Genomic DNA, 25,825 nt, shown 5'->3' on the forward strand with positions numbered 1-25,825 from the left:
ATCCTACGCCGTCCCCCTAGATTTCCTAGTAGCTGAATGAGCTTTTGCGTTAGCAAAAAATTAAACTGAGCGCAAAATTTAAGCTGCCAAGTTAAGTTGGGACTAACTCACCGGGGCGCAATTTAGCCCACTTGCCTGTTTCTTGCTTAAAGCTTTGACAGCCAACCACATCCCATTCCATCTGGATTTCATCCTCTGATGAACGGATATTTACATTGATAGTTGGTTCAACCGCTTCAAAATCTGGTGTATTTGTCAGGTGAGGCTGTTGATGCTGCCCTTCGACTGCATGATAAGTAGTGCAGCGATCTACGTAGTGGCAGTTCACACAAATGCACATGATCAGAACCTCTCCGTAGGTTGACAAGGTGGGTTTACCAGACCCCGCATGTCTTTCTGTTACTCTAGCTTAGGCGAGTCAATTCTTGGCTAGCCGCTCGATTGATTTTTGTTTCCATGCACGCTTCTTCAATTTCTTTATCTGTTTTATCGCCCCAAACTTGGCCTTTTGGTTTGCAGTGGTTGCCACAGCCTGCTTATTTGGTGGGGGGTATCGTCCGTGACGCGCTGCTCGGTCGCCATGCCGACTACCTAGACCTCGACTTTGTCATGCCCGAAAAGGCAGTGGAAACGGCTCAGGCGATCGCTCACCACCATAAGGCAGGCTTTGTTTTATTAGATTCGGAGCGCCAAATTGCGCGGGTAGTGTTTGAGCAAGCCACAGCAGATTTTGCTCAGCAAATGGGGTCTAGCCTAGAAATCGACCTACAGCGGCGGGACTTCACAGTGAATGCGATCGCTTACAACCCACATACGGAAGAGTTGATCGATCCATTACAAGGCTTTGTGGACTTGAAACAAAGCTCAATTCGTATGGTGGCTTCCGAAAACTTACGGGAAGACCCCTTACGTCTGTTGCGGGCTTATCGCCAAGCAGCCCAATTGAGCTTTACTCTCGATGCGGAGACGCGGGCTGTGATTCGCCAGTTTTCTCCTTATTTAAGCCAAGTCGCTGCCGAACGTATCCAGTCAGAACTTAACTATTTGTTTGGCAGCGCTCAAGGAACTCCGTGGTTGACTGCCGCTTGGCAAGATGGGCTGCTGCGAGCTTGGTTTCCCTACGCCACGGCCCAAAGTTTGGCTCAAGTCGCTGCGATTGATCAGTCGGTGTTCAGTTTGGTAGCAGCTTGTCCAAGTTTTAAGGCTGAACTTTATGCTTCGCTACGGCACACAACCAAAGCTAGCCGTAAAGGCGGTAAAAACTCATCTGGCACTACAGGAAACAAGTCTGCTACCAGCAACTGTAGTGCTGAGGCTGGAGTTGCTAAAGCCAAACTCGCAGGTGATCATCGCACCTGGATTACGGTGGCCAAGTTGGCTAGTTTGTTATCTCCAGACCTAGCGCAGGCTGAGTTAGAGTTATTGAACTTGAAATACAGTCGAGCTGAGATTCAAGCTGCATTAACAATCCTCAAGTTTTTGCCTCAGTTGCAAGCTGTCAGACCGATGACAGGTTTGTCTTGTCGAGAGCAGTATTTTCTGTTTCAATCAGTGGGTCCGGTATTTCCAGCCCTGATGGTGCGAGCTTTAGCCGCAGGTGTGCCGATATCAGTGCTGTCAGCGCTGATCGAGCGTTTTCTAACCCCTGATGATCCGGTGGCGCATCCTGTGCCTCTCGTCAGCGGTCAAGACCTGATGACACGCCTGAAATTAGCTGCTGGCCCTCAAATTGGGCAACTTCTAGCTGAAATTCAATTGGCGAGGGCTGAGGGATGGATCACCACTCCCACCGATGCACTAGAATGGGCTGCCAAAATTGCCAAACTGTAACAGTGCTTGGCTTTGAAAGCTTGGGTACTTTTTGCCAACAGCTCTGTTAACCGCAATCCAGCAGCAATCCAGCTAAATTTAAGGCAGAGCTGCTTGGGCGAGAGTCACAGATTAGGTTAGAGTAAACATCTGACCAATTTTTCTAGGCGTTCTGGTTTTTAGATCGCTTGTTTGAGATCGCTTCTCTTAAAAATTTGGGAAAGCGATCGCTTTTCGCGTGGCAGATAGATTCAACGAGGTAAACATGGCTAAACGCCGCAACTTAAAAAAAGAAAAAGCTCTCCGTAACGAAGCTTACGCTCGCAAATTCCGTAAGCGCACTAACAAGGGCCGTTTTGGCAAGAGACGCTACGGTAATGACAACCGGGCTGAAGAAACTGAAACCGATCAAGAGGGCGCAAGAGACGGCGCTGAAGCTACAGACTAGTCTCCCAGGGTTTCCCATTGCGATGCAGTCAAGATTGCTGACAGCCTAGGCATGAGTGGCTGGTGGCAAGACATTCCGGGTCATGGCTGAATGTTGCTTCAGCCTGTGAAATCGACAGAGCGGCTGGAAATGGTATGCCAAAAACTGGTTTCTGGCAGGGGTAGATTCCGAAGCTGACGATTAATTTCGGCTGCTGCTGCCAGCCCAGAGTCCAAGGCACTCTCGATTTGCATCCCCCCACACCAATCGCCACTGCAAACGAGTGGTGGAGTGGTTGGAGCAATCAAACAAGGTGCTGGCCAAAACTGATCAGGAAGCGCATAACTCCAACGGTGAACTTGTAACCAGTCGGGGGCGTCGAGCCAGGGCCAAAACATTTGAGCCGTGTAGTCTAAGAGTTGACGCCCTATCGCTGGTAAATCAGAAGTTTCTAGGTTTTTCTGGGCAAAGCTAGCATTGCTTTGGAACACAAAAGTAGGTGGCGGCTGTTCTGGGCTTTTGCTATTCTCTAGGCTGATCCAATCGAGAATTGGGTTCTTAGGGCAGCTACTACAACAACACGATAGCCCAACTGCCGCAACTGCTGAGCGCAACTAATCCCTGCAATGCCAGCTCCAATCACAGCCACATCGAACACGAATGTTGGGTCTCCAATACTGCATCGGGCTAACAGCGAACAAAGCCACAGCGCACAGCCGATCGCTAAGAGTAGAATATGGGACAGCGGGGTTAATCGTGCAGTTGTGGAGGGATTTATGGCGGACGAGCTAAGAGCAGCCTTAGAGTTAGCAACCGAAGAAGAATTGGGGGAGCTAACTGAAATTTTGTTTCGCCGTAAGTTTAACCCAATCGATTACCTGTACACCCCCGACCCAGTGGATGTGCAAAGCCAAGGGCGAAAAGCTTGGCTAGATGCCTTAGAGCAACGCTTTCGGTTTTTAGCCGCAGATGGCATCACAGTTTTGCAAGGGCAAGCCGATCGCGTTACCTATCGTCAGTGCTTAATTCAAGTCTGCCGCTATTTGAAAATTCATTACTCCCAAGAATTTTCGACCACTGACCTGGAAGCAGAAATCTTTCTCAATTTGCTAGGTCGTGCTTGGAAACAACTATCAACTAAAGAAAAAGGGGCTCTAACTCTGCGGGTGCAACAATCGCTGGCTTGCTCGGACATTCGGGAGCAGTTACCTCTAGCGGTGCAGCAAGATCCAATGGGATTGTTGGTTAAGGGAGGTAGCGCTTTAGCAATGAGCTCGATTGTGCGTCCGATGCTCCTGCAATTGATCGCGCGACAGTTTGCCTACCACTTTGCAACTTACCAAGTAGCCAAGCAAGCGATCGCTCAGGGTGGAGCGGTAGCAGCAACTCAGTTTCAGGGTTATGTGGCACTACAAACCGCAAAACGTGGCATGGCTCTCAGTACAGCTCGCTATGGCGTGACTCGCAGTATTTTAGCTTTTGTGGGACCAGCCATGTGGGCGTTGTTTTTTGCGGATTTAGGCTGGCGGGCGATCGCGACTAACTATGGCCGAGTCATTCCCACGGTGTTTGCTTTGGCACAAATTCGCCTGACTCGTGCAGATTGTCTCGAAGCTGCTTGGGAACCAGTGTAGGGAGCGATTTTGAACAGGTTTTTTCAGTTGCAGTCACATCCCCAACGGTCTCTGCAAACGCCTTGGGTTTGGGTTCAAATTGGTTTGTTCCTGTTTCCATTCAGCCCTTTAGTGGGTGGTCTGAGCTTGTTGGGGGCGGCGATCGCCACTTGGGTTAAACGAGCTGCCTGGATTAAGCGGCGTCGGTTTAATCAAGGCTTGGCAATTCTGAGCCTGTGGTTTCTGGTGTCAGCTTTTCTAGCCTACGATCGCACCGCTGCACTTTTGGGCTTAGCTAACTTTCTGCCGCTATTCTTTTTGTTTGCCGCCCTGAGTGTGCTGATTCAAACTCCTGCTCAGCTACGGCAACTGGCTTGGCTCCTAGTTTTGACCTCGGTGCCTGTAGTCATCATTGGCCTGGGGCAGCAGTTTTGGGGTTGGGCAGGGCATCTACGCCTGCTGGGAATTGTGGTTGATCTAGCCCTAGAACGAGGTGGCAATCCATTAGGTCGGATGTCTTCGATCTTTACCTATGCCAACGTCCTGGCTAATTACCTGGTAATTGTATTTATTTTGGGGCTGGGCCTCTGGATGGAAGCGTTTTCAGGTCGCCGCAGCCCGTTGCATCAGGGTGTAGAAGGGATAGCGGTAGAAACATCTTCTGATTCTAAGCTTGCTCTTAACGCTCTACCCACTTCTCCTAGGGCCTCAACTCAAACATGGTGGCGTTGGTGGTTTTTAACTGTGGTAGTGCTGGGGAATGCGATCGCACTTCTCCTGACAAACTCTCGCAATGCTTGGGTTGTAGCGGGCTTGGCTTGCCTAACCTACGCTTTATATCTTGGTTGGCGCTGGCTGGTGATTGCGGTTGGAGCGGTGGGAGCAGGTATCGCTGGAGCGGCGTTTGGCCCTGCAATTGTGAAAGCTCCACTCAGGCTGATCGTTCCAGCATTTTTTTGGGCGAGGTTATCCGATGAGTCATATCCCAATCGCCCCGTAGCTACCCTCCGCGCGACTCAGTGGCAATTTGCTTGGTCTTTAGCTGAGCAGCGTCCTCTCACGGGTTGGGGCTTACGCAACTTTACGCCGCTGTATCAAGCCAAGTGGCAAGTTTTTATGGGGCATCCTCACAACTTGCCGTTGATGTTGATCGCAGAGACAGGATTACCCGCCACATTGCTATTCGTAGGTCTGGTGGGCTGGATAGTCTATCGTGGCGTCCGGTTATTGCAGTCTTGGACTCCTGCCTCAGAACCTTTACAAGAAAGCGATCGCTTGATCTTATTCACCTACCTAGTGGCATTTTTAGGTTGTAGCTTATTCAACTTATTTGATGTGACTTTGTTTGATATCCGCATCAACGTTCTTGGCTGGTTGCTATTAGCTGCAATTTGTGGCTTGGTAGAGCGGCAGCAATCGGGATCTAAGAATTTTAGCGAGGAACCTGGTTAAAATAATCAAAAGCTAGGTAAAGTAGGAACTCGCGTGACTCAAGACGGAGCAACGCCACATCAAGCTAATTCAGGAGTGCCCCCTCTTAAGTCTGCGGCTCCAAACTACTATGCTCTGCTAGGGCTACATCCTTCGGCATCTCCCCAACAGATCCGTCGCGCCTATCGAGAACTCAGTAAGGTGCTTCATCCCGATACCACGACCCTGCCTCCCGCGATCGCGACTGCGAAATTCCAGCAACTCAATGAAGCCTACGCTGTCGTCAGTAATCCGGAGCGTCGTCTCGCTTACGATCGCAAAATCGGCTATTCGCGTTTGCATGTGATGCAAGCCCCTGCTGATCTCAACGGCCCCGTCTCCCAATCTCGGCGTTATTCCTCCTCTGCCTATTTGGACCCCACAGATCGGCCCCTATCCCCTGGAGAAATCTTTGCCTTGTTTATTTTGGGCGTCACATTTGTGGCTTGTTTAGTGTTGGCGATCGCGATTGGTTTAACCAGAGGAGATGCTGCCTTTCAACCCTTGAAATTACAGACCCAGACCGCTCCCATTGAGCGAGTTGAGGTGGTTAGATCACAACAGGTTGCCCCATCTGCTAAGGTTTTAGATTCTGACACCAATCAAGAATCCGCAGCAGATTTTGTCTCTAAACCTAAGCTGATTCCCCCTGTATAGTGATGGCTGATTTTTAAGCTACTCTCAGTGCAAACTTTTGGTTTACGCAATCTTTGAGATTTATGCCTCTTCCCTCTAGTGACACTCCTCTTTATAACCACTCCCTACCCGATATTGAGACTTGGCTGACTGAACAGGGTTGCAAACAAGACCCCGCAGAACTCCACTGCTGGCGTCTAGCAAGACCTGCTTGGAAAGCGGAGTTGTGTTTAGACGTAGACCAACTGACAGTGCGCTACTTGACCGAAGGAGAAGAGATTCAGCGCTCCTTCAAATATTTGCTCAGTCGGCAAGATATTGAAGATGCTGTTTTCTCTGGGCCCTAGGGAGATCAAAACTCCGGTTGATTGAGGCTAGCAATTTAGACCTTACCAAAGCGGCGATGTCGTTGCTGGTAGGCACATAAAGCTTGGTGAAACTCGGCGCGATCGAAGTCAGGCCAGAGTGTCTCTGTCACGTAAAGCTCAGAGTACGCCATTTGCCAGAGCAGAAAATTGCTCAACCTCATCTCGCCGCTGGTTCGAATCAGCAAGTCAGGATCACCGACTCCTGCCGTATAAAGGTGGCGCTCAAACACCGCCTCATCAATATCTTCTGGTTGCAAGTGTCCCTGCTGGACTTGAGTGGCGATCGCCCGACAAGCTTGCACAATTTCCTGCCGCCCTCCGTAATTAGTGGCGACTGTAAAGTGAATTCCCGAATTATGCAGGGTTTCAGTCATAGAGCGCTCAATTTCGGTGCGCAAAGACTGCGGCAGAGCGTCCAAATTACCCACAAAGGTAATCCGCACGTTTTCTTCCATCATTTCGCGGAGTTCTTGCCGCAGCACCCGCTCAAACAGCGTCATTAAGAAGTCAACTTCCTCGAACGGGCGTCCCCAATTCTCGGTAGAAAAGGCATAAGCTGTGAGACCTTGCACCCCCCAATCTCGACAGCAGCGCAGCAGATCCTTCAGCGCGTCAACTCCTCGGCGGTGCCCCATAATGCGCGGTAGGCCCTGGCGCTTGGCCCAGCGACCATTACCATCCATAATCACAGCGACATGCTTAGGTAGCCGCTCTCGCTCTAGATCAGTGGGCAGATCTTGTAAGATGGTTGGCTTTGCAGTCATTTTTTCTCCCGAGGAGCCGACGAGGGCAGACGAAATAAACGTGAAATGATGGCCAATCCTTGAGACCTGATTTGGCGACCAAAGTTGCGTAAATCTGAGGCGACTGCTTCACGATCAACTGAGGGAGAGAAGCTCGCTTCTAATAATTCTTTCAGTTTACTGCTGGTCAGAGGCCGATTCAGTGTTCCCCGTTCCGCTAACGAAATTGAACCTGTTTCTTCAGATACAACAATACACATACAATTTTCGATCCGCTCTGTGATCCCCATTGCAGCTCGGTGGCGTGTCCCCAACTGCCGGGAAGCAGTGCGTTCAGAAATTGGCAAAATGACACCCGCTGCGACGATGCGAGAGGCTCGGATTAAAACGGCACCATCGTGGAGCAGGGTGGTGGGTTGAAATAGAGTTTGGATCAGTTCTTTCGAGACTTCGGCGTTCAGCCTCACCCCTGGTACTGAGAAATCACGCTCATCGATGGGGCCGCTGGTTTCTAGAATCAGTAAGGCACCAATACGGCTCTGAGACAGCTCCTTCACAGCATCCACAATTTCATCAATCACGTTGTCAGGTTTGGGAATGGCCCGACGTGAGGGCTGAAATAATTGCAGAATTTCACCCCGCCCCAACTGTTCGAGGAGACGGCGAAATTCTGCTTGCAGAATAAATGCCATCGAGACAGCAGAGCCAATCACCAAACTGTTTAAAACGAAACTCAAGAGCTTGAGCTTCAAGTTGGCACTGACGGCTGCGGCTAGCATGAGGATAATGAATCCCCGTACCATCCAGAGTGTCCGGCGCTCGCCAATAATGATGAGCACCATATACGTCAGGACGAGTACTAATCCAATATCAATAATTTGAAGCAGCAAAGACTGAGTCCAACTTGGATCAGCCAGCCATCGCTTCCACAATTGTCCCATCAGAACCTGAATGACGCTTGTGCCTCAACGTGGAGAACTGAGAGGCTTGCAGTCTTCTAGCCTCCCAGTTGCCAGTCAAGAATATCTCGGTTGAGCCTTGTGTAACTCACTGCGTGGTCTCCTGAGAGTGGAAGAACTAGCCAACAAGCTAGCTCCCAATCAGGTTTGCGGGGTTAGGCCGTCAATCCGCCTAGGCGCTCTGGTAGGCGATCCTGTCGAATTAAATCTTGGTAAGTTTCCCGCTGCAGGATCAGGTTGGCTTCTCCAGCTCTCACTAAAACTGCTGCCGGACGGGGCAACCGATTGTAGTTAGAAGCCATGCTGTAATTGTAGGCTCCTGTGCCCATTACGACGAGAGTGTCACCGGGTTCTGTTTGGGGAAGGCGGGCTTCCTTGATCAAGATATCGCCTGATTCGCAGTGCTTCCCTGCGATCGCCACTGTCTCAGACATCGCTGCTGACATTTTGTTCGCAACCACAGCTCGGTAAACCGATTGGTACGTAATGGGGCGGGGGTTGTCAGACATGCCACCATCTACGGTGACATAGGTGCGAATATCGGGCACAGTCTTTTGGCTACCCATTGTGTAAGCGGTGACGCAGGTTGGGCCAACGAGCGATCGCCCTGGTTCGGAAAGCAATTTGGGTAGAGCGATATTTTGCGCTTGGCAAGCCGCCGCGATCGCCTCACTAATCACTTTTACCCAGGCACTGATGCTGGGGGGATCATCCGATTCGGTGTAGCGAATGCCTAAACCACCCCCAATATTGAGTTCTTGAATGGAGAGACCGTAACCTGCGGCTTTGCTCAGCCATTGCACCATCACCCCTGCTAAATCTTGGTGAGGTTGCAGTTCAAAAATTTGGGAGCCAATATGAGCATGCAAACCAGCACAATTTAGGGTGGGTTGCTGGCTGACAAAGGTGAATACTTCATCCAGTTGGTTAGGATCAAAGCCGAACTTGCTGTCTAGATGTCCAGTGCGAATGTATTCGTGAGTGTGGCACTCGATTCCAGGGGTCAAGCGCAACAAAATGCGGATGGGTGTTTCTCTAGCAGGCATGCCTGCGAGGGTTTGCAACTCTAGCCAGTTATCAACCACAATGTTGCAGCCGGAATCCACGGCAAACTCTAGTTCTGCCACGGATTTGTTGTTGCCATGAAAATAAATTTTGTCAGGGCTGACTCCTGCTTGCAGCGCTGTGTACAGCTCACCGCCAGAAACCACATCAATGCCCAATCCTTCGCTGGCCGCGATCGCGCAGATAGCTAGACAACTCCAAGCTTTGGAGGCATAAAGAACCTGAGACTCACCAGGGTAGTATTGCTTAAAAGCCTCGCGGTATTGACGGCAAGTTGCCCGCAGCGTTTCTTCGTCCACGATGTAAAGTGGCGAGCCAAATTGCTGCACCAAGTTTGTAACATCACAACCCCCAATTTCCAGGTGATCTTGCTCGTTGACTTGAGCCGTGAGGGGCAGAAGAAATTGGTTGGGGGATCGGGTAGCCGCAGCATCTCCAGGGGCAGGTAAATACTGACGGCCAGAGTTCTGAACCTCCACAGAGTAAGTCGATACCATTGCTTAGTAGTTGTCCTTGGCTTAGTTGACAGGCATGAGTGCGTCCTGTCTCTCAGTGTACAATTGAGGGCTGTGCATCCAGAGCTTTCAACCCAGACTTCTTGTGAATTTCCTGGATCTCAAAACTTTAACTCCAGAATTGCTACCTGCCACCTTAGCCCTCGACCAGTTGTGCTTTGGGGGCTTGTGGACCTTAGAGGGTTACCAAAGAGAATTAGATAGCCCGAATAGTGAATTGTTAGTTTTACAAACTAGGCCAACTAAACCCAACAGACTGGGGGGACAGCCAGTAGAACTGATACCTACCGTTGATCCCACCGCTCCGCTAGTCGGTTTGGGCTGCTTTTGGGCGATCGTGGATGAAGCTCACATTACTATCCTGGCGGTGCATCCCGACTTTCAAGGCCAAGGATTGGGGCAAGCACTCCTCTATGCGTTGCTGCAAAAGGCCCAGCAGCGTGGCTTAGAGCGGGCCACTTTAGAAGTCCGCGCTTCTAACCAACCTGCATTGTTACTTTATGAGAAGTTTGGTTTCCGAGAAGCGGGGCGGCGGCGGCGTTATTACGAAGATACCGGGGAAGATGCCTTGATTTTGTGGCGAGGTAGGCTACAATCACCTGAGTTTGATCAAGCGCTAACGAATTGGCAACACCAAGTTCAAGCCCGATTGAACCAAGCGGGTTGGTGCCTGTCTGAATCTGGCAACTCTTGAAGTTAGGGAGTTTGAGCTTAACTCTTGGCTTTGTGGCTTGACTTTGCAGTAGATTTTTGTCGAAAATCTCCCCTCGGATGTAGATATTCAAAAATTTAGGCGATCGCAACCCTGATTCGGGATCGCTCTGTCTGTATTGCTGCTATCTTGCGGATGATAGCAGCAAAATTTCCCTATGCTAAAATCAGCGTACCGGCAACGCAGCAGGTGATGGATACACGCCATGTTTGAACGCTTTACAGAGAAGGCCATTAAGGTAATCATGTTGGCCCAAGAAGAGGCTCGCCGCCTTGGGCACAACTTTGTAGGTACAGAACAGATCCTCCTGGGTCTAATTGGAGAAGGGACCGGCGTCGCCGCCAAAGTACTCAAGTCTATGGGTGTCAATCTCAAAGACGCTCGGATTGAAGTAGAGAAAATCATTGGTCGAGGTTCTGGCTTCGTTGCTGTAGAAATTCCGTTCACTCCTCGCGCCAAACGTGTCTTGGAACTGTCCTTGGAAGAAGCTCGGCAGTTGGGACACAACTACATTGGCACTGAACACCTGCTCTTAGGTCTGATTCGGGAGGGCGAAGGCGTTGCAGCTAGAGTGCTGGAAAATCTTGGAGTTGACCTCTCCAAGGTACGGACTCAAGTCATTCGCATGCTGGGTGAAACCGCAGAGGTTTCCACCACGCCAGGGGGCGGTCGCACCAAGACTCCTACCCTGGATGAATTTGGCTCTAACCTGACCCAAATGGCGGCGGAAGGGAAGCTTGATCCCGTTGTGGGTCGTCAGAAAGAGATTGAGCGCGTCATCCAAATCTTGGGTCGTCGGACCAAAAACAACCCAGTCTTGATTGGGGAGCCAGGGGTCGGTAAGACGGCGATCGCTGAAGGTTTGGCCCAGCGCATTGCTAACAACGATATTCCAGACATTCTGGAAGACAAGCGCGTGGTCACGCTCGATATTGGTTTGCTGGTAGCAGGCACCAAGTATCGAGGTGAGTTTGAAGAACGCTTGAAGAAAATCATGGATGAAATCCGTTCTGCCGGAAATGTCATCCTGGTGATCGACGAAGTTCACACCTTGATTGGCGCAGGGGCGGCTGAAGGCGCGATCGACGCAGCCAACATCCTCAAACCTGCCTTGGCAAGAGGTGAGCTGCAATGTATTGGTGCCACCACTTTGGATGAATACCGCAAGCACATTGAGCGGGATGCAGCGCTAGAGCGTCGCTTCCAGCCTGTGATGGTGGGTGAACCCAGCGTGGATGAGACCATCGAAATTCTGCGCGGTTTGCGTGAGCGCTACGAACAGCACCATAAGCTAAAAATTTCTGATGCTGCCCTAGATGCTGCGGCTAAGCTGTCGGATCGCTACATTTCCGATCGCTTCCTGCCTGACAAGGCAATTGACTTGATTGATGAAGCGGGCTCTCGGGTTCGTTTACTTAACTCGCAATTACCTCCTGCTGCTAAAGAACTCGATAAAGAACTTCGTCAAGTTCTGAAAGAGAAAGATGATGCAGTGCGGGCACAGGACTTTGATCGGGCGGGTGAGTTGCGCGATCGCGAAATGGAAATCAAAACTGAAATCCGGGCGATCGCTCAAACCAAGAAGGCCGAACCTGGCAATGAAGACGCTTCTCCAATGGTGGATGAAGAAGACATTGCTCATATCGTCGCTTCTTGGACAGGTGTCCCTGTTAATAAGCTCACCGAATCTGAGTCTGAAAAGCTGCTCCACATGGAAGACACCTTGCATGGGCGCTTGATTGGTCAGGATGAAGCGGTTAAGGCCGTGTCTCGTGCCATTCGTCGGGCACGGGTTGGCTTGAAGAACCCCAACCGTCCGATCGCCAGCTTTATTTTCTCTGGTCCTACTGGGGTAGGTAAAACTGAGTTGACTAAGTCGTTGGCGGCTTACTTCTTCGGTTCCGAGGATGCCATGATCCGGCTTGACATGTCGGAATACATGGAGCGGCACACCGTTTCCAAGCTGATCGGTTCGCCTCCGGGCTACGTTGGCTACAACGAAGGCGGTCAGTTGACTGAAGCAGTGCGTCGTCGGCCTTATACCGTGGTGCTCTTCGATGAAATCGAGAAAGCCCACCCCGACGTGTTCAATATGCTGTTGCAAATCTTGGAAGATGGTCGCCTGACCGATGCCAAGGGCCGCACAGTAGACTTCAAGAACACGCTGCTGATCATGACTTCCAACATCGGTTCCAAGGTGATTGAGAAGGGTGGTGGTGGTCTTGGCTTCGAGTTCTCTGCCGAGAGCCAAGCTGATTCCCAATACAACCGCATCCGCTCTCTGGTCAACGAAGAACTGAAGCAGTACTTCCGCCCAGAGTTCCTCAACCGTCTCGACGAGATTATTGTCTTCCGTCAACTGACGAAGGACGAGGTCAAGGAAATCGCCGACATCATGCTGAACGAGGTCTTCCGTCGTCTCGGCGAGCAAGGCATCACGCTGGAAGTCACTGAGCGGTTCAAGGATCGGTTAGTGGAAGAAGGCTACAACCCCAGCTATGGTGCCCGACCATTACGTCGAGCCATCATGCGGTTGTTGGAAGACAGCCTTGCTGAGGAAATCCTCTCTGGCCGCGTCCAGGATGGCGACACTGCCATTATGGATGTGGATGAAGGTCAGGTGAAGGTGTTGAAAGGTGAAAAGCGCGAGTTGTTGCCTCAAGCAGCTGAGTAACTTCTAGTTCCGAGAAATAATTAATAGTTAAGCGGTAGAGCGTTAAATCCTCTACCGTTTTTTTGTTTTTGCTGAAGGAAGAAGCAAGGAGGATCTGTGAAAGTTGCAATTATTGGCTGTGGATATGTCGGCATGGCAACCGCTCGATGCTGGCGACAAGCAGGTTGCACCGTTACCGCTACCACAACTAGCGTGCCGCGCTTGTCAGAACTAGAAGCGATCGCAGACCATGCCGTTTTAGCCCAAGGCAATGATGAAACCTCACTAGCTGAGGCTTTAGCGGATCAACAAGTCGTGTTGCTGAGTGTGGGGGCGCGTAGCCCTAGCAGTTACGAAGAAACCTATCTACAAACAGCCAAAACTTTAGTGAAGGTTCTAGCTCAAACACCGAGCGTGCAACAACTTATCTATACAGGCAGCTATGCGGTTTATGGTGACCAGCAGGGCAATTGGGTAGATGAAACCTCACCCGTTAAACCTGCTAACCGCAACGGTGAAATTTTGGCCGAAACTGAACAAGTATTGCTGAATGCTCAGTTACAGCCGTTCTCACAGGAATCTGTTGCCCCTGAAAATTCTGGTTCCCCCCAAAATTGGGGGGCTAGGGGGGCGACAAGTGCTGTCAAGGTGTGTGTCTTGCGGTTGGGTGGCATCTATGGCCCAGGACGAGAACTCCAGCGAATTTTTGGGCGAGCTGCGGGCACCACAAGACCAGGAACAGGGGCAGAACCGAGTAACTGGATTCACCTGGATGACATTGTGGGCGCGATCGCTTTTGCCCAAGAGCACCAACTCCAGGGAATTTATAATCTGGTGCAAGAAGTGACGCTAACCAGTCGAGAACTGATTGAGCAGGTGTGTCAGCGCTACAACCTAGCCCCTGTGAATTGGGACGAATCGCAACCCAGTGCCCGCCCCTACAATGCCAAGGTATCTAACCAAAAACTGAAATCCGCCGGATATCAATTTATTTATCCAGAGCTGCAAGTGTAGCCCGCGAAGGTGGGCTTGGTATCTGTAACCTCAGGCTTCAGTCTGTAGGTTCATTGAGAAATGGTTGGTTTAACCTCACAAAGAACGCGATCGATTTAGCACTCATTCCGATAGAGTGCTAAATTCTAGTTGGAAGCGTAGGGAACGAAATATGGCAAAAATTGTTGCATTCAGCGAAGAATCTCGGCGAGCGTTAGAACGAGGTGTGAATGCGTTAGCAGATGCCGTTCGGATCACTCTAGGACCCAAAGGCCGCAACGTGGTGCTAGAGAAAAAGTATGGGGCACCTCAGATCGTCAATGACGGTGTCACGATCGCGAAAGAAATTGAACTTGAAGATCCCCTAGAGCAAACGGGAGCCCAACTAATTCGGGAAGTGGCTTCTAAAACCAAGGATATTGCTGGAGATGGCACCACTACTGCCACAGTGCTGGCTCAAGCCCTGATTAGAGAAGGCTTAAAGAACGTGGCAGCTGGGTCTAATCCGGTGAGCCTCCGTCGGGGTATCGAAAAAGTAGTCGCTCGCTTAGCAGAAGAAATCAAAGCGGTCGCGAAACCAGTCGAAGGAGACGCGATCGCTCAAGTCGCCACTGTTTCTTCGGGGGGTGATGAAGAAGTCGGAGCCATGATTGCCGAAGCCATGAACCGGGTGGGCAAAGATGGCGTCATCACCGTAGAAGAATCTAAGTCTCTGTCTACCGAGCTGGAAGTCGTAGAAGGGATGCAGTTCGACCGGGGCTACATTTCTCCCTACTTCGTCACCGATGGCGAACGGATGCTGGTGGACTATGAAAACGCCCGCATTTTGATCACAGACAAGAAAATTGGTTCCATCCAAGAGCTAGTGCCTGTTCTGGAGAAAGTTGCTCGCTCTGGTCAGCCGCTATTGATTATTGCTGAGGACATTGAGGGAGAAGCCCTCGCTACCTTGGTAGTCAACAAAATGCGGGGTGTCTTGAATGCTGCTGCTGTAAAAGCCCCCAGCTTTGGTGAACGCCGCAAAGCCATGTTGCAAGATATTGCCGTGGTAACTGGTGGTCAGATGGTTTCTGAAGATGTCGGTCTGACCTTGGATGCCGTCTCTCTAGAGATGTTGGGCACGGCTCGGAAAGTAACGATCACCAAGGACAACACCACCATTGTGGCTGAGGTTAGCGATCGCACCAAAGCTGACATTGAAAAGCGGGTCAGCCAAATTCGCCAAGAGCTAGAAAGAACCGACTCTGACTATGACAAAGAAAAGCTGCAAGAGCGCCTTGCTAAGTTAGCAGGTGGCGTGGCTGTGATCAAAGTTGGGGCCGCTACTGAAACCGAGCTAAAAGACCGGAAGCTGCGGATCGAAGATGCTTTGAACGCTACCAAAGCAGCCGTGGAAGAAGGCACAGTACCCGGTGGTGGTGCTACCTTAATCCACTTGACTAAAAAGGTGGAAGAAATCAAAGCCCAGTTGAATGATGAAGAGAAAATTGGGGCAGATATCGTAATTAAAGCCTTGGAAGCACCTTTGCGTCAAATCGCTGACAACGCAGGGGTTGAAGGTTCTGTCATCGTGGAAAAAGTGCGGGACATGGACTTCAACATGGGCTACAACGTCATTTCTGAGCAATTCGAGGACATGATTGCAGCTGGAGTGATTGACCCCGCTAAAGTCGTGCGATCGGCGTTGCTAGATGCGGCTTCTGTAGCCAGCATGGTCTTGACCACAGAAGCTGTGATTGTCGAGAGACCTGAGAAGAATCCCCCGGCTGGTGCTCCCGATATGGGCGGCATGGGTGGCATGGGCGGCATGGGCGGTATGGGTGGCATGGGCGGTATGGGTGGCATGGGTGGCATGGGCATGATGTAAGCCTGCTGCCACAACCCTAATTTGAACCATCTGAACTAATCCGAACTAATTGGAGAGCAGTAGCTATCACAAGCTGCTGCTTTTTTTAGCTTTAAAGAGTACTCAATCACTGTTGAATTGCTTAAGATGGCGGTGCGCGTCTTGCTCAAAACTTCCTATGCCTAGCCAGTCGAGTCAGCCATTGCATGGTTTCAATCCTCAAACTCCTAAAAACACCCTCGACCTGTCTGAAGCAAGTGCTTTAGCAGACGAACCGTCCTATATTGACTACTTCTATGACCAGCCTGGCAGTATGCCAGGAACACTCAAAATTGAGGCCGATGCACCGCCTTCGGTGATTATTTTGATCGACTACAGCGAAACCAAGGCCACAAAGGTAGAGCTTGAAACGCCGGAAAGCTGTGAAGCCTACTTAGATACTGAATCGGTGTCTTGGGTAGATGTGAAAGGACTGGGAAGTGAGGATATCTTAAAGCGGTTAGGCCAGGTATTTAATCTGCATCCGCTCGTCCTAGAAGATATTGTGAATGTGCCGCAGCGCCCCAAAGTTGAAGAGTACGAAGACCAACTGTTGATTGTGGCTCGGATGGTAACGCTGCAAGCAAACAAGCAAAGCTTTGTCAGTGAGCAGGTGAGCTTTATCTTAGGAAAGCATTATCTGCTGACTGTACAAGAGGAACCAGAGCATGACTCCTTCGGGCCAGTCCGGGAGCGGATTCGTTGCAATAAAGGAAGTATTCGTAAGCAAAAGTCTGACTACCTCACTTATGCCCTGCTTGACTCGATTATTGATGGATTCTTCCCCGTTTTAGAAGCCTATGGAGAACGAATTGAGGAATTAGAAGACGAAGTTGTTTCTAACCCTACGCGACAGACCCTGGAGAAAATTCATGGTATCAAGCGAGAACTGCTGACCTTGCGCCGCTCCATTTGGCCTCAACGAGATGCCGTCAACATGTTGATTCGTGATGGTAGTGATCTCATTAGCCAGGATGTGCAGATTTACTTACGGGACTGCTATGACCATACAGTTCAGGTACTGGACATGGTAGAAACCTATCGAGAACTAGCCTCTAGCTTGATGGATGTCTATCTGTCCTCGGTCAGCAACCGCATGAACGAAATCATGAAAACCCTCACTGTGATTTCAGCCATTTTTATTCCCCTGACCTTTGTGGCTGGGATTTATGGCATGAATTTCAACACAGAGAGATCACCTTGGAATATGCCTGAATTGAATTGGTATTGGGGGTATCCGCTTTGTTTAGCTTTAATGGTTGCGATTACAGCGGGCCTTTGTACCTTTTTCTGGAAAAGAGGCTGGTTCGAAAATATTTCTACGCTTAAAGATGATTAAGCAATGAATCAGTTTGATCTGCTGATTTTGGCGATTTATATCATTTGTGTCACCTATGTGATCAACGAGGCGATCAAATCGCTGGATGCCCGATTCACCGTGCGATTTGAGTCAGATGATTTGAAGCAGCAACTGCAAGACCAAAATTTACAAGACACTATCGGGGTTGGTTTTGGCTTGGCTTCGCGTTATACCAAGCCAGATGAACTGCAAAAGCTGCCTATCATCATTAGTAATCGTTCTAGCCGCTACTCTATTTATGTGGATTGGGACCATAGCTCCTTCACAGACTTTGGTGGGCGATCGCGACGGGTGATCCGGTTGATGCCAGGATTAACGACTGATTTATTTCAGCCCCAAGTCTTTAGCGTCATTGCTCCAGGTAAGACGCTCCAAGAAGCCGTGACCGCAGAAGATGCTCTGAAGCGAGAATCAGATGCCGTAAAAATTGGTGGCCCTTTAGTGAATCTAGGAAGTTTAAAGACTGCCGCTGATAAAAAAGAATTTTCCTTGAGATTAGTCCTCCGAGTGTTTGATCCCGTTGGCGGTGGTGGGGGCGATCGCTTTCATTCGCTGTCGTGTAAATTCGCCGCTAGACGGTTGCCCTGGACAGATGCCCTCCCTTGGAAGCACCTGAAAACATGACCCGAAAACAGGAAGATGGTTTTGCTGGCTCCGCTGGTTGGTAAACTGAATTGTACGGAAGAGTTGGTGTAGGTGGTTGCGGACTTGGTGGGCCTGAGAGATCAGGCCAGCGTGCTAAGGCATCACGCTTAAAGCCAGTCTGAGGAAAGTCCGGGCTCCCCAAAGACCAGACTTGCTGGGTAACGCCCAGTGCGGGCGACCGTGAGGAAAGTGCCACAGAAACATACCGCCAATGGAGATCTATTTATTTTTGGTGGACTTGTTCACCAAAAATAAAAGAAATCACAGGTAAGGGTGCAAGGGTGCGGTAAGAGCGCACCAGCAGCATCGAGAGGTGCTGGCTCGGTAAACCCCGGTTGGGAGCAAGGTCGCGGGAACAAGGGTTGGTCTTTTTCCAGTTCCCAATGCAAATACCGCTTGAGGCGTTTGGTAACAAACGTCCCAGATAGATAACCGCCTTCTGAGGTGCATGGCGCTGAGGAAAACAGAACCCGGCTTATGTCCAACTCTTCCGCTTCTTAAAAGCTTGTCTGCTGGGCTTGTGATTGAGTTAAGGTGTATCGATTTCTGATGAAGCTTGTGTGTTTTGTGAAGTTGTGTAGCTTCCTCGCTATTAGAACGATTCAATCTCAAAGCCTTTGGCTTGGGAGTTTACGGATTTTTTAGATTTACCAAGCCATTGTGTAGATTACTAGAAGTCTGGGTTGCGTTGCTAGGCAAGGATTTATCTCTGCTCTACGATAAAGGCATTCTGGCTTAGGAATGTTTGCATGGACACATGGCTGTTCTCCCCATACGGACATGTGACCTATCAGCCCTAGTTTTAATGAGGTGGATCAAAACCTGTGCCACACTGCAACCCCGTCCTCGCTGTGAGTGAACAAAAAAAATGTGGACTGATCCTCTGCAAAACTTATCATGCTGACTTCGCTGGGCCTGGTGCCGCTGTGGGTAGCCGAGATGAGCAAGGTTATAACGTTGTCATTGCAATTGGTTCACCCGAATTAATTCCGGTGGAAACCTTTGGGGAGCGCTACAAAGCTTATGGACGGCGAATTCAATGGATGCGGTGGCTAGAAAGAATTACTAGCTATCCTGACCCAATTGTCAGAGTTGAGAAGCTGCTAGCTGGATTTGAAGCGTTTTTTAGCCGCCAAGTAGTCATTGAGTTACCCGATGAAGTATTGGCGCTATTAGTGGGAGTGCTGCCTCAAACAGTTAATGCAGTGCGACTACAACAATATGGTTTGTGGTATGCCCATCATAAACAGCAAGCGTCTAGCTGGAAGCAGTTGCCCAAGCAAGCGCTCGTTTCGCGATCGCATCCTGAACTGGTTAGTCCTGTGACTAATTATTGTTTTTCTGACTCCACAAGCCCCTATTTGAGCGTTTACAATTTCAATCAGAGTATTCAACAGCTGCCTTGCTCTGCCTAAGGGGGTCTCACCCCTTTAGCCACATACTTAGATCACTCCCTGCAATTGGGAGTAGCAAGTGCGCTTCAGTAATTGATTGAGTTTGAAATGACAACCTTGGGCTATCCTCATCGTCAGCAGCAGCTCCAAAGCCTTCTGCGAAAATTGGCTCTACCTGAAACAGCCCCTGTGCAGTGGTCACTGCTGGATTTAGCACTAACGCATCCCACAATTTCAGCCGCTGCCAATTACGAACAACTGGAATTTGTCGGGGATGCCGTAGTTCGATTGGCGGCATCTGAACTTCTATTTGAAACCTATCCTGACTGTCCTGTAGGCGAGTTTGCGGCAATTCGGTCGATGCTGGTGAGCGATCGCTCTCTGGCCCGCATTGCCCAATCCTACGGGCTAGAACGGTATCTTTTGGTGGCGGGTAGTGCTATGGGAGACAAGGCTGGGGAGGAATCTCGCTTAGCGGAGGCACTGGAAGCCTTGGTTGGCGCTCTCTACTTGAGTACTCATACTCTGGCCCTAGTTCGCCCGTGGCTCGACTCTCACTTCAAGGAATTCGCGATCGAGATTCGGACTGATCCGGCGCGTCAAAATTACAAAGCAGCTTTGCAGGAATGGACGCAAGCTCAGCATAAAAGTCTACCAACTTATCGCACGCAAGAGGTTGGCTGGACGCATGGCGATCCCCATCGCTTTACGGCTGAAGTTTGGTTGCAAGGACAACTTCTGGGACAAGGAATGGGTCGTTCTATTAAAGCTGCGGAACAAGCCGCCGCACAGGTAGCGTTTTTGCAGCTAACGCAGCCTGCCTCTGTTCAAGAGGATTAAGTCGCGTTTGAACGCTGGGCTAACGAAAAAGGATTATTGGAATGACAAATCAGATCGGAATTGCTGTCATAGGGGCTGGACGTTGGGGCGTGCATCTGGTGCGGAATTTCTTGGAGCATCCCCAGGCTCGCTTGGTGGCTGTGATCGATCCTGACCCAGAACGCTTGGCTAGCTTAAAGCAACGGTTTGATTTCGACGAGCAAGTGATCTTGGCTACTGACTGGTCTGCTCTGCCTCCGCCACCCGTAATTGAGGCGTTAGCGATCGCGACTCCTGCGACCACCCATTATTCACTGATTACGACTGCTCTAAAGCAGGGCTACCATGTCTTAGCAGAGAAACCCCTAACTCTAGCCGTTGCTGAATCGCAAGAACTCTGTCGCTTAGCTGCCGCCCAACAACGGCAGTTGGTTGTTGACCATACCTACTTATTTCATCCGGCGGTGCAACGGGGTCGAGCAGTTGTGCAATCGGGTGAATTGGGTGGATTGAGGTACGGTTATGCAGCTCGCACTCATCTTGGACCTGTGCGCCCCGATGTCGATGCCCTTTGGGATTTAGCCATCCATGACATTGCCATCTTTAATTCCTGGCTGGGAGAAACCCCCGCTCAAGTCCAGACGCAAGGTAAAATCTGGCTGCAAACGCGATCGCCCGATCACCATTACTTTCCGCAAGGCTTGGCAGATTTAGTCTGGGTAACATTGCTCTACCCAAGTGGGTTTCAGGCTGTAGTACATTTATGTTGGCTGAATCCAGATAAGCAGCGACGGCTGGGTGTGGTGGGCACTCAAGGGACTTTAGTCTTTGATGAATTATCGCCTGAGGCTTCCCTGACGATTCAACATGGGCAACTGCAACCTACTGCCAATAGCCAATCGAACGAAGCAACGGCTGAGCCAATCTATTACACACCGATAGAGCAGCGTCATGAAGTGCTAAGCCTAGAACCTGGTGAACCTTTACAACAAGTTTGCACTCATTTTCTACACTGCGTACGCGACAACACCCCTTCACCCATTTCGTCGGGCCGCGTGGGGACTGAATTGGTACGGGTGCTGAATGCTCTAACTGAGTCTCTCAATCAGTCAGGCCAACCGATTAACTTATCCTGACGCTTTTCTTCCTAATCTCACAAGTTCCCAAGATTACAAGCGTTAGCGGAAGGTATCTGCGGCTTTAGCAATGCTGAGTTTATGGCTCGGTTCCTTAAAGTTCTGAATGGGGAGTTGGGCCACATCAATCATAGGCAAGGTGATTTCGACCGTGGTGCCTTGGTCAGGCCCAGCGCTATCTAAGGTAATATTGCCTCCCATCAGTTCCATAAAGTTACGCGAAATAGCCAGTCCCAGACCTGTACCCTCAAATCGTCGGGTTGTAGTGCCATCAGCCATGACAAACGGGCGGAAGAGCTTGGGTAGCTGATTGGGTTCTATGCCAATTCCTGTGTCCCGGATGGTAATGATCACTCGTGTGCCTCGATACCCATTTTGGCTACCTGTAGTCGGTTCAGTTCGAAGCTCGATCGCAATCTTGCCTTCCTCTGTAAACTTAGTTGCATTGCAGACTACATTGAGCAGCACTTGCTTCAGTTTGGCGGGGTCTGCGTAAACAGCAAGAGGTTCTTTGAGTTGAGGGAAATCTAGCTCCAACCCTTTTTGTTGGATGGGAACGGTTTGCAGATCGATCACCTCATGCAGAGTGTTGCGTAAATCGAGGGGTTGCAGATCGACTGAAAGGGTACCTGCCTCAATTTTGGCAATATCTAGCAAATCGTTGATCACATCGAGCAAATGAATGGCTGCATCGTCGGCCCGTTGTAGAAAGTCAAATTCTTCTTCGCGATCGTCACAGCAGCCATCCCGGACTAGGCGAATGCAGCCAATAATGGCGTTTAGGGGAGTGCGTAGCTCGTGGGAAGTATTAGCCAAAAATTCGCTTTTGAGACGATTGGCAGCTTCTGCTTCTCGCCAAGTTGCTTCTAACTCCTCAGCCCGTTCTTCTAGCCGCTCCACCATACTGTTCAGAGCTTTAGCTAGTTGATTAAGTTCGCGAATGCGAAAATCGGTGGGAGCGCGATCGCTAATGCTTAAGGCTGTAGTGACAACTGAGGCGGTGCTGATGTTCTCGCCCCTACTCAAACTCTCAGAAGAGGCATCTGTTGTACTGGAATTGGATGCAGTCGTAGCAGGAGCGATCGCTGCATCCGTCTGTGGAGAATCCAAAGCAGTATGCCGTTGCTGAATATGCAGAGCATAGTTGCCTAATTCCTCTAGCGGTCGTGATAATTCTCTCGCTACATATAAAGTCGCTAGCAAATTGGCTGCCACGAGTCCCAAGGTCAGGACTACCAGGATTTGCTTAATTTCAACCAGACCATAGAGAGCATTATCAATGCGGGTGACCGCTAGCACGACCCAAGTATGGTTTGCTGATTGGGTAAAGGGAACCTGGATCGGGCTGTACCCTGCTAACCACTCAGTGCCGTTTTCCACAAAGCCAAACAGGTGTCGTACATCCGAGTTGCCACTCACGATCGCATTGCGCACAATATCGACTAAACGGGTAGAATCTGCCTCCTGGCGGATATTCCTCCCAATTCGCGCTGGATCGGGATGGGCTAGGATGGTGCCGTCTTGATCGACCACAACGGTATAACCAGAGAGGGAACCAGGTTTATCGCTCTCTTTCTGGTGGAGCGCTGTTTGGACACTCAGAGCATACTTGAGCTGGCCTGTAGCGCTATAGACAGGGACACTTAAAACCAAGCTGAGTTGTCCTTGAGGATGACTGACTGGGTCAATCTGGCTCGCAGGTGTGACATAAACTAGGGATTGATCAGAGCTTAACTGGCTTTGAGCGCGCGGCCACAACCCGGAGGCACTAGCGGCAGCATTGGAAGTGCCTGGAGCAGTGTTAGAGCTAGGCTGGTCAAACTGGGTCGAGGTGGAGAGTGCGGCAGCGGATAGTAGCTGCAATTGGTTGCCACAGGTACTCACTGCTAGTCGCTGGATTTGGAGATCTGTCAGCTGGATGCACTGAACCTGAGTCGGAAGTGTGCGCTGCAACTGCAATAGCGATCGCCGCGCCTGTTCCAGGGAGTTTGACTGTAGAGCTGATGTTTCACTCGCAATAATTAAGTTTGCCTGTAACGCTTTAATGGAATCCTTGATGTCGTTCCCTTTTCTGACAGCACTTTCGGTAAGATTGCGGCGAGCTGTTTCTAGGAGACTAGAGCGGGCTTTGCGATAGGTCACAACTTCCCCTAATAACAGCACTGGGACGCTGAGCAGCAAAATACATGACAGCAAAACACGGCGGAAAGAGGATTGACCTAGCTTAGCCATAGGAAATCTTTAACCTGAGGTGAAAGACCCAGCGATGAAGGTGCTTTGCAGGATAGATGCAAAAGCGATAAAGGTGCTTTACAGGATAGATGTAAATTAAGGATCTATACCTATGCTACAAAATGGATGATGCCAGTGAAACTACCAGTGGACTAACTGAGTAGAAGTAACACAATCAAGTAGTTGCAGAACGTTAGTCAGACAAAGCAGTGATTGGTATAATCACCCATTCTAAAGGAACTCGATTTAAGCGGGGGCTACTGTGTTAGCAATTCTTGGCTCAAGCTAGGGTGCCGAACTTTTGCCCGTAGGGAATTCTTTGCTGTAGGAGGTTTTTCACCTAAGAGCCTCTTTCCTTCAGAGGTAAGCGGATGGTAAATATGCTACCTTTGCCTAATTTGCTTTGTACTTTCAAGCTGCCTTGATGTGCTTCGACAATGGCCTTGGCGATCGCTAGCCCTAATCCAGCCCCTCCCGTTTGACGAGAGCGATCGCCACTGACGCGATAGAAGCGCTCAAAGATATGTAATTGGTTTTCTGGAGCAATGCCAATTCCTGTATCTTGGACATGAATCAGGGCTTGGGAGTCTATTCGCTCTAGAGTGACCGTCACCCTTCCGCCGCTAGGGGTATATTGCAGGGCGTTGACAATCAGATTAGAGATCGAGCGACTGAGCTGATTTTCATCGCCTGTGACGTACAAGAGTTCGCTTCCTCGAATCTGTGTGGTTAACTGGATCGCAGCGGCAATCTCAAGGACTAATAGACCCTCCACGAGGTCGCTGATCAAGTCGTTGAGACAGCAGGACTGGCGTTGCGTTAACTTTGTTTGATCCATTCGAGAGATCAGCAGGAGATCCTGAACCAGTGTTGCTAGTCGGTGGTTTTGGCGATCGATCGCGCTTAGGGTTTCCTGGACTTCCTCAGGGGAGATATCAGTAGCATCTGCCGCTTCTACCGTGGCTCTAATAGCGGCGATCGGGGTGCGTAATTCGTGGGCAGCATCAGCGGTGAACTGCTGCATTTGGGCGTAGGAGCGGAAAACAGGCTGCATAGCTAATCCTGCGAGCCACCAACTTGCGCCTCCCACCATCAACATCAAGAGTGGTAATCCGACTGCTAGCAATAATCTCAGGGTGGCGAGATGGTCATCAAATTCTTGGAGCGATCGCCCAATCTGCATGTAACTCCAAGGAGCGCCTGTCGCTGTTTTCAGCAACAAGGTGACTTGGCGGTAGCGGATGTCGTTGTGATCGTGAACCGTTTGCCAGCCTTCCTGAGTCGTTGGTTGTGGTAGTCCTGGCCGTGGTGAGCTGAGTTGAGCCAATATTTGCCCCGACTGGTCAAAGAAGCGCACGTAGTAGTTGCCTGTTTGCACAATGCCCAGAACATGCCGCGATCGCGAGTCTTGGGAGCAGCCAGTGCCAACCACACATAGCCCTGGCAGAACTTGCTTCACCACAGGTTCTAGGCGATTGGGTTGTTGCAGTTTAGGTTCTAGGGTGTCGTGTAGCGTGCCTGAAATCGATTGGAGTTCTTGTTCTACTGCTTGCCAGTGGGTATATGCCAACATTTCATACGCAACCAAGCCACTGATGCTGAGAATGAGGCCCATAACCCCGGCGTAGCACCCCGCAAGCTGGACGCGAGTGCGATTAAATAGCTGATTCTGATGCATCAGATATGTGGAATCGGTAGCCAAGACCATGAACCGTCTCAATCAAGCCATGACAGCCTACCTCTGTCAGCTTACGCCGGAGCAGACGGATCTGGGCCGCTACCACATTGCTAGTGGGTTCCGCTCCTACTTCCCAAAGTTGATCCATTAACTGTTGGCTAGTAACCACTTGGTTAGGATGCCGCATGAAGTATTCCAGCGTTTGAAATTCCTTGGCAGTTAAAGCGATCGCCTTTGGTTCTCCGTTAGCAACCTGAAGAAACACTTGATGCGTCCCGTAATCTAGCACCAGATGCCCCGCTTGCAGTTGCGACGGTTGGATTTGGGGCGATCGCCGTTGCAAGGCTCGCATTCGGGCCAAAAGTTCTGCCATGCCAAATGGTTTGACTAAATAATCATCTGCACCCGCATCTAAGCCTACAATTTTATCTTCCATGCGATCTTTAGCCGTTAGCAGTAAGACCGGAAGAGCCTGTTTGTGGGCACGGAGCCGTTGACACAGTTCCACGCCAGATAAGCCTGGGAGCATCCAGTCAAAGATTGCCAGAGTATATTCGACCCACTGAGTGTTCAGGTATTCCCAAGCGGTAGTGCCATCTTGTACCCAATCCACTACATATTTTTCTCGGTTTAAGACACGCTGAATCGCTTTACCCAGATCGAGTTCATCCTCCACTAGTAGAATTCGCATTGGCTTATAGCTCTAGCCTCGT

General features: G+C 50.3%; 24 protein-coding genes and 1 other RNA gene. 16 read left to right on the forward strand and 9 right to left on the reverse strand.

Annotated features, from left to right (window positions below; translation table 11 throughout):
- Positions 1–91: 91 nt before the first annotated feature.
- The gene (locus tag KME12_01885) at positions 92–340 is read right to left on the reverse strand and encodes a Ycf34 family protein (protein ID MBW4486518.1); all 249 of its coding nucleotides are present in this window, start codon (positions 338–340) and stop codon (positions 92–94) included.
- 116 nt (positions 341–456) lie between these two features.
- Between KME12_01885 and KME12_01890 the strand changes: the two genes are divergently transcribed.
- Entirely contained in the window at positions 457–1,830 is a 1,374-nt protein-coding gene (locus KME12_01890) for a CCA tRNA nucleotidyltransferase (protein MBW4486519.1), read from the forward strand.
- A 244-nt stretch (positions 1,831–2,074) separates the two neighbouring features.
- Positions 2,075–2,257: a hypothetical protein gene (locus KME12_01895; GenBank protein MBW4486520.1), complete on the forward strand. Its 183-nt coding sequence runs from the start codon at positions 2,075–2,077 to the stop codon at positions 2,255–2,257.
- 98 nt (positions 2,258–2,355) lie between these two features.
- Here KME12_01895 and KME12_01900 read toward each other — a convergent pair whose 3' ends face one another.
- Entirely contained in the window at positions 2,356–2,727 is a 372-nt protein-coding gene (locus tag KME12_01900; protein ID MBW4486521.1) for a hypothetical protein, read from the reverse strand.
- A 38-nt stretch (positions 2,728–2,765) separates the two neighbouring features.
- Positions 2,766–2,894: an FAD-dependent oxidoreductase gene (locus KME12_01905; GenBank protein ID MBW4486522.1), complete on the reverse strand. Its 129-nt coding sequence runs from the start codon at positions 2,892–2,894 to the stop codon at positions 2,766–2,768.
- 118 nt (positions 2,895–3,012) lie between these two features.
- Between KME12_01905 and KME12_01910 the strand changes: the two genes are divergently transcribed.
- From KME12_01910 to KME12_01925, 4 genes are all read left to right on the forward strand, one after another.
- The gene (locus KME12_01910) at positions 3,013–3,870 is read left to right on the forward strand and encodes a hypothetical protein (GenBank protein MBW4486523.1); all 858 of its coding nucleotides are present in this window, start codon (positions 3,013–3,015) and stop codon (positions 3,868–3,870) included.
- 9 nt (positions 3,871–3,879) lie between these two features.
- The gene (locus KME12_01915; GenBank protein ID MBW4486524.1) at positions 3,880–5,301 is read left to right on the forward strand and encodes an O-antigen ligase family protein; all 1,422 of its coding nucleotides are present in this window, start codon (positions 3,880–3,882) and stop codon (positions 5,299–5,301) included.
- Positions 5,302–5,376: 75 nt separating this feature from the next.
- Entirely contained in the window at positions 5,377–5,976 is a 600-nt protein-coding gene (locus tag KME12_01920; GenBank protein ID MBW4486525.1) for a J domain-containing protein, read from the forward strand.
- Between the two features lie 62 nt (positions 5,977–6,038).
- A complete protein-coding gene (locus tag KME12_01925) occupies positions 6,039–6,302 on the forward strand; it encodes a DUF3143 domain-containing protein (protein MBW4486526.1) in 264 nt (87 codons plus the stop codon).
- Positions 6,303–6,337: 35 nt separating this feature from the next.
- On the opposite strand, the gene KME12_01930 is transcribed toward KME12_01925, so the two are convergent.
- The 3 genes from KME12_01930 to lysA form a co-directional block, all read right to left on the reverse strand.
- Positions 6,338–7,087, reverse strand: coding sequence for an isoprenyl transferase (locus KME12_01930; protein MBW4486527.1), 750 nt, complete (start codon positions 7,085–7,087; stop codon positions 6,338–6,340).
- Positions 7,084–8,007, reverse strand: coding sequence for a diadenylate cyclase CdaA (gene cdaA / locus KME12_01935; protein MBW4486528.1), 924 nt, complete (start codon positions 8,005–8,007; stop codon positions 7,084–7,086). The genes KME12_01930 and cdaA overlap by 4 nt, the downstream gene beginning before the upstream one ends.
- Before the next feature lie 173 nt (positions 8,008–8,180).
- Positions 8,181–9,587 carry a diaminopimelate decarboxylase gene (lysA, locus tag KME12_01940; GenBank protein ID MBW4486529.1) on the reverse strand — a complete coding sequence of 469 codons (1,407 nt, stop codon included), beginning with the start codon at positions 9,585–9,587 and terminating at the stop codon, positions 8,181–8,183.
- Between the two features lie 103 nt (positions 9,588–9,690).
- Between lysA and rimI the strand changes: the two genes are divergently transcribed.
- The 10 genes from rimI to KME12_01990 all read left to right on the forward strand — a co-directional run bounded on the left by rimI (position 9,691) and on the right by KME12_01990 (position 21,202).
- The gene (gene rimI / locus KME12_01945; GenBank protein MBW4486530.1) at positions 9,691–10,299 is read left to right on the forward strand and encodes a ribosomal protein S18-alanine N-acetyltransferase; all 609 of its coding nucleotides are present in this window, start codon (positions 9,691–9,693) and stop codon (positions 10,297–10,299) included.
- A gap of 223 nt (positions 10,300–10,522) precedes the next feature.
- Positions 10,523–12,991 (forward strand): ATP-dependent Clp protease ATP-binding subunit, encoded by a 2,469-nt coding sequence (locus KME12_01950; GenBank protein ID MBW4486531.1) that lies wholly within the window; start codon positions 10,523–10,525, stop codon positions 12,989–12,991.
- A 96-nt stretch (positions 12,992–13,087) separates the two neighbouring features.
- Positions 13,088–13,984, forward strand: a complete 897-nt coding sequence (locus KME12_01955; protein MBW4486532.1) for an SDR family oxidoreductase — start codon at positions 13,088–13,090, stop codon at positions 13,982–13,984.
- A 151-nt stretch (positions 13,985–14,135) separates the two neighbouring features.
- Positions 14,136–15,830: a chaperonin GroEL gene (gene groL / locus KME12_01960; protein ID MBW4486533.1), complete on the forward strand. Its 1,695-nt coding sequence runs from the start codon at positions 14,136–14,138 to the stop codon at positions 15,828–15,830.
- A 157-nt stretch (positions 15,831–15,987) separates the two neighbouring features.
- Entirely contained in the window at positions 15,988–17,187 is a 1,200-nt protein-coding gene (gene corA / locus KME12_01965; protein MBW4486534.1) for a magnesium/cobalt transporter CorA, read from the forward strand.
- 3 nt (positions 17,188–17,190) lie between these two features.
- The gene (locus KME12_01970) at positions 17,191–17,832 is read left to right on the forward strand and encodes a hypothetical protein (protein ID MBW4486535.1); all 642 of its coding nucleotides are present in this window, start codon (positions 17,191–17,193) and stop codon (positions 17,830–17,832) included.
- 59 nt (positions 17,833–17,891) lie between these two features.
- Positions 17,892–18,346: RNase P RNA component class A (gene rnpB, locus KME12_01975), an RNA gene on the forward strand.
- Positions 18,347–18,677: 331 nt separating this feature from the next.
- A complete protein-coding gene (locus KME12_01980) occupies positions 18,678–19,268 on the forward strand; it encodes a hypothetical protein (GenBank protein ID MBW4486536.1) in 591 nt (196 codons plus the stop codon).
- Positions 19,269–19,355: 87 nt separating this feature from the next.
- Positions 19,356–20,087, forward strand: coding sequence for a ribonuclease III (rnc, locus tag KME12_01985; protein MBW4486537.1), 732 nt, complete (start codon positions 19,356–19,358; stop codon positions 20,085–20,087).
- 41 nt (positions 20,088–20,128) lie between these two features.
- Entirely contained in the window at positions 20,129–21,202 is a 1,074-nt protein-coding gene (locus tag KME12_01990; GenBank protein MBW4486538.1) for a Gfo/Idh/MocA family oxidoreductase, read from the forward strand.
- 42 nt (positions 21,203–21,244) lie between these two features.
- Here KME12_01990 and KME12_01995 read toward each other — a convergent pair whose 3' ends face one another.
- The 3 genes from KME12_01995 to KME12_02005 all read right to left on the reverse strand — a co-directional run bounded on the left by KME12_01995 (position 21,245) and on the right by KME12_02005 (position 25,803).
- Positions 21,245–23,434: a sensor histidine kinase gene (locus KME12_01995; protein ID MBW4486539.1), complete on the reverse strand. Its 2,190-nt coding sequence runs from the start codon at positions 23,432–23,434 to the stop codon at positions 21,245–21,247.
- Positions 23,435–23,774: 340 nt separating this feature from the next.
- Positions 23,775–25,112, reverse strand: coding sequence for a two-component sensor histidine kinase (locus KME12_02000; GenBank protein MBW4486540.1), 1,338 nt, complete (start codon positions 25,110–25,112; stop codon positions 23,775–23,777).
- The gene (locus tag KME12_02005) at positions 25,090–25,803 is read right to left on the reverse strand and encodes a response regulator transcription factor (protein MBW4486541.1); all 714 of its coding nucleotides are present in this window, start codon (positions 25,801–25,803) and stop codon (positions 25,090–25,092) included. The genes KME12_02000 and KME12_02005 overlap by 23 nt, the downstream gene beginning before the upstream one ends.
- Positions 25,804–25,825 lie beyond the last annotated feature (22 nt).

Source organism: Trichocoleus desertorum ATA4-8-CV12 (assembly GCA_019358975.1).
Taxonomy (GTDB): domain Bacteria; phylum Cyanobacteriota; class Cyanobacteriia; order FACHB-46; family FACHB-46; genus Trichocoleus; species Trichocoleus desertorum_A.

What these genes read in the sequence shown, in the direction of transcription:
- KME12_01885 (MBW4486518.1), bottom strand. Translation starts at nt 340, where the DNA reads ATGTGCATTTGTGTGAACTGCCACTACGTAGATCGCTGCACTACTTAT.
- KME12_01890 (MBW4486519.1), top strand. Translation starts at nt 457, where the DNA reads ATGCACGCTTCTTCAATTTCTTTATCTGTTTTATCGCCCCAAACTTGG.
- KME12_01895 (MBW4486520.1), top strand. Translation starts at nt 2,075, where the DNA reads ATGGCTAAACGCCGCAACTTAAAAAAAGAAAAAGCTCTCCGTAACGAA.
- KME12_01910 (MBW4486523.1), top strand. Translation starts at nt 3,013, where the DNA reads ATGGCGGACGAGCTAAGAGCAGCCTTAGAGTTAGCAACCGAAGAAGAA.
- KME12_01925 (MBW4486526.1), top strand. Translation starts at nt 6,039, where the DNA reads ATGCCTCTTCCCTCTAGTGACACTCCTCTTTATAACCACTCCCTACCC.
- KME12_01930 (MBW4486527.1), bottom strand. Translation starts at nt 7,087, where the DNA reads ATGACTGCAAAGCCAACCATCTTACAAGATCTGCCCACTGATCTAGAG.
- cdaA (MBW4486528.1), bottom strand. Translation starts at nt 8,007, where the DNA reads ATGGGACAATTGTGGAAGCGATGGCTGGCTGATCCAAGTTGGACTCAG.
- lysA (MBW4486529.1), bottom strand. Translation starts at nt 9,587, where the DNA reads ATGGTATCGACTTACTCTGTGGAGGTTCAGAACTCTGGCCGTCAGTAT.
- KME12_01950 (MBW4486531.1), top strand. Translation starts at nt 10,523, where the DNA reads ATGTTTGAACGCTTTACAGAGAAGGCCATTAAGGTAATCATGTTGGCC.
- groL (MBW4486533.1), top strand. Translation starts at nt 14,136, where the DNA reads ATGGCAAAAATTGTTGCATTCAGCGAAGAATCTCGGCGAGCGTTAGAA.
- corA (MBW4486534.1), top strand. Translation starts at nt 15,988, where the DNA reads ATGCCTAGCCAGTCGAGTCAGCCATTGCATGGTTTCAATCCTCAAACT.
- KME12_01970 (MBW4486535.1), top strand. Translation starts at nt 17,191, where the DNA reads ATGAATCAGTTTGATCTGCTGATTTTGGCGATTTATATCATTTGTGTC.
- rnc (MBW4486537.1), top strand. Translation starts at nt 19,356, where the DNA reads ATGACAACCTTGGGCTATCCTCATCGTCAGCAGCAGCTCCAAAGCCTT.
- KME12_01990 (MBW4486538.1), top strand. Translation starts at nt 20,129, where the DNA reads ATGACAAATCAGATCGGAATTGCTGTCATAGGGGCTGGACGTTGGGGC.
- KME12_01995 (MBW4486539.1), bottom strand. Translation starts at nt 23,434, where the DNA reads ATGGCTAAGCTAGGTCAATCCTCTTTCCGCCGTGTTTTGCTGTCATGT.
- KME12_02000 (MBW4486540.1), bottom strand. Translation starts at nt 25,112, where the DNA reads ATGCATCAGAATCAGCTATTTAATCGCACTCGCGTCCAGCTTGCGGGG.
- KME12_02005 (MBW4486541.1), bottom strand. Translation starts at nt 25,803, where the DNA reads ATGCGAATTCTACTAGTGGAGGATGAACTCGATCTGGGTAAAGCGATT.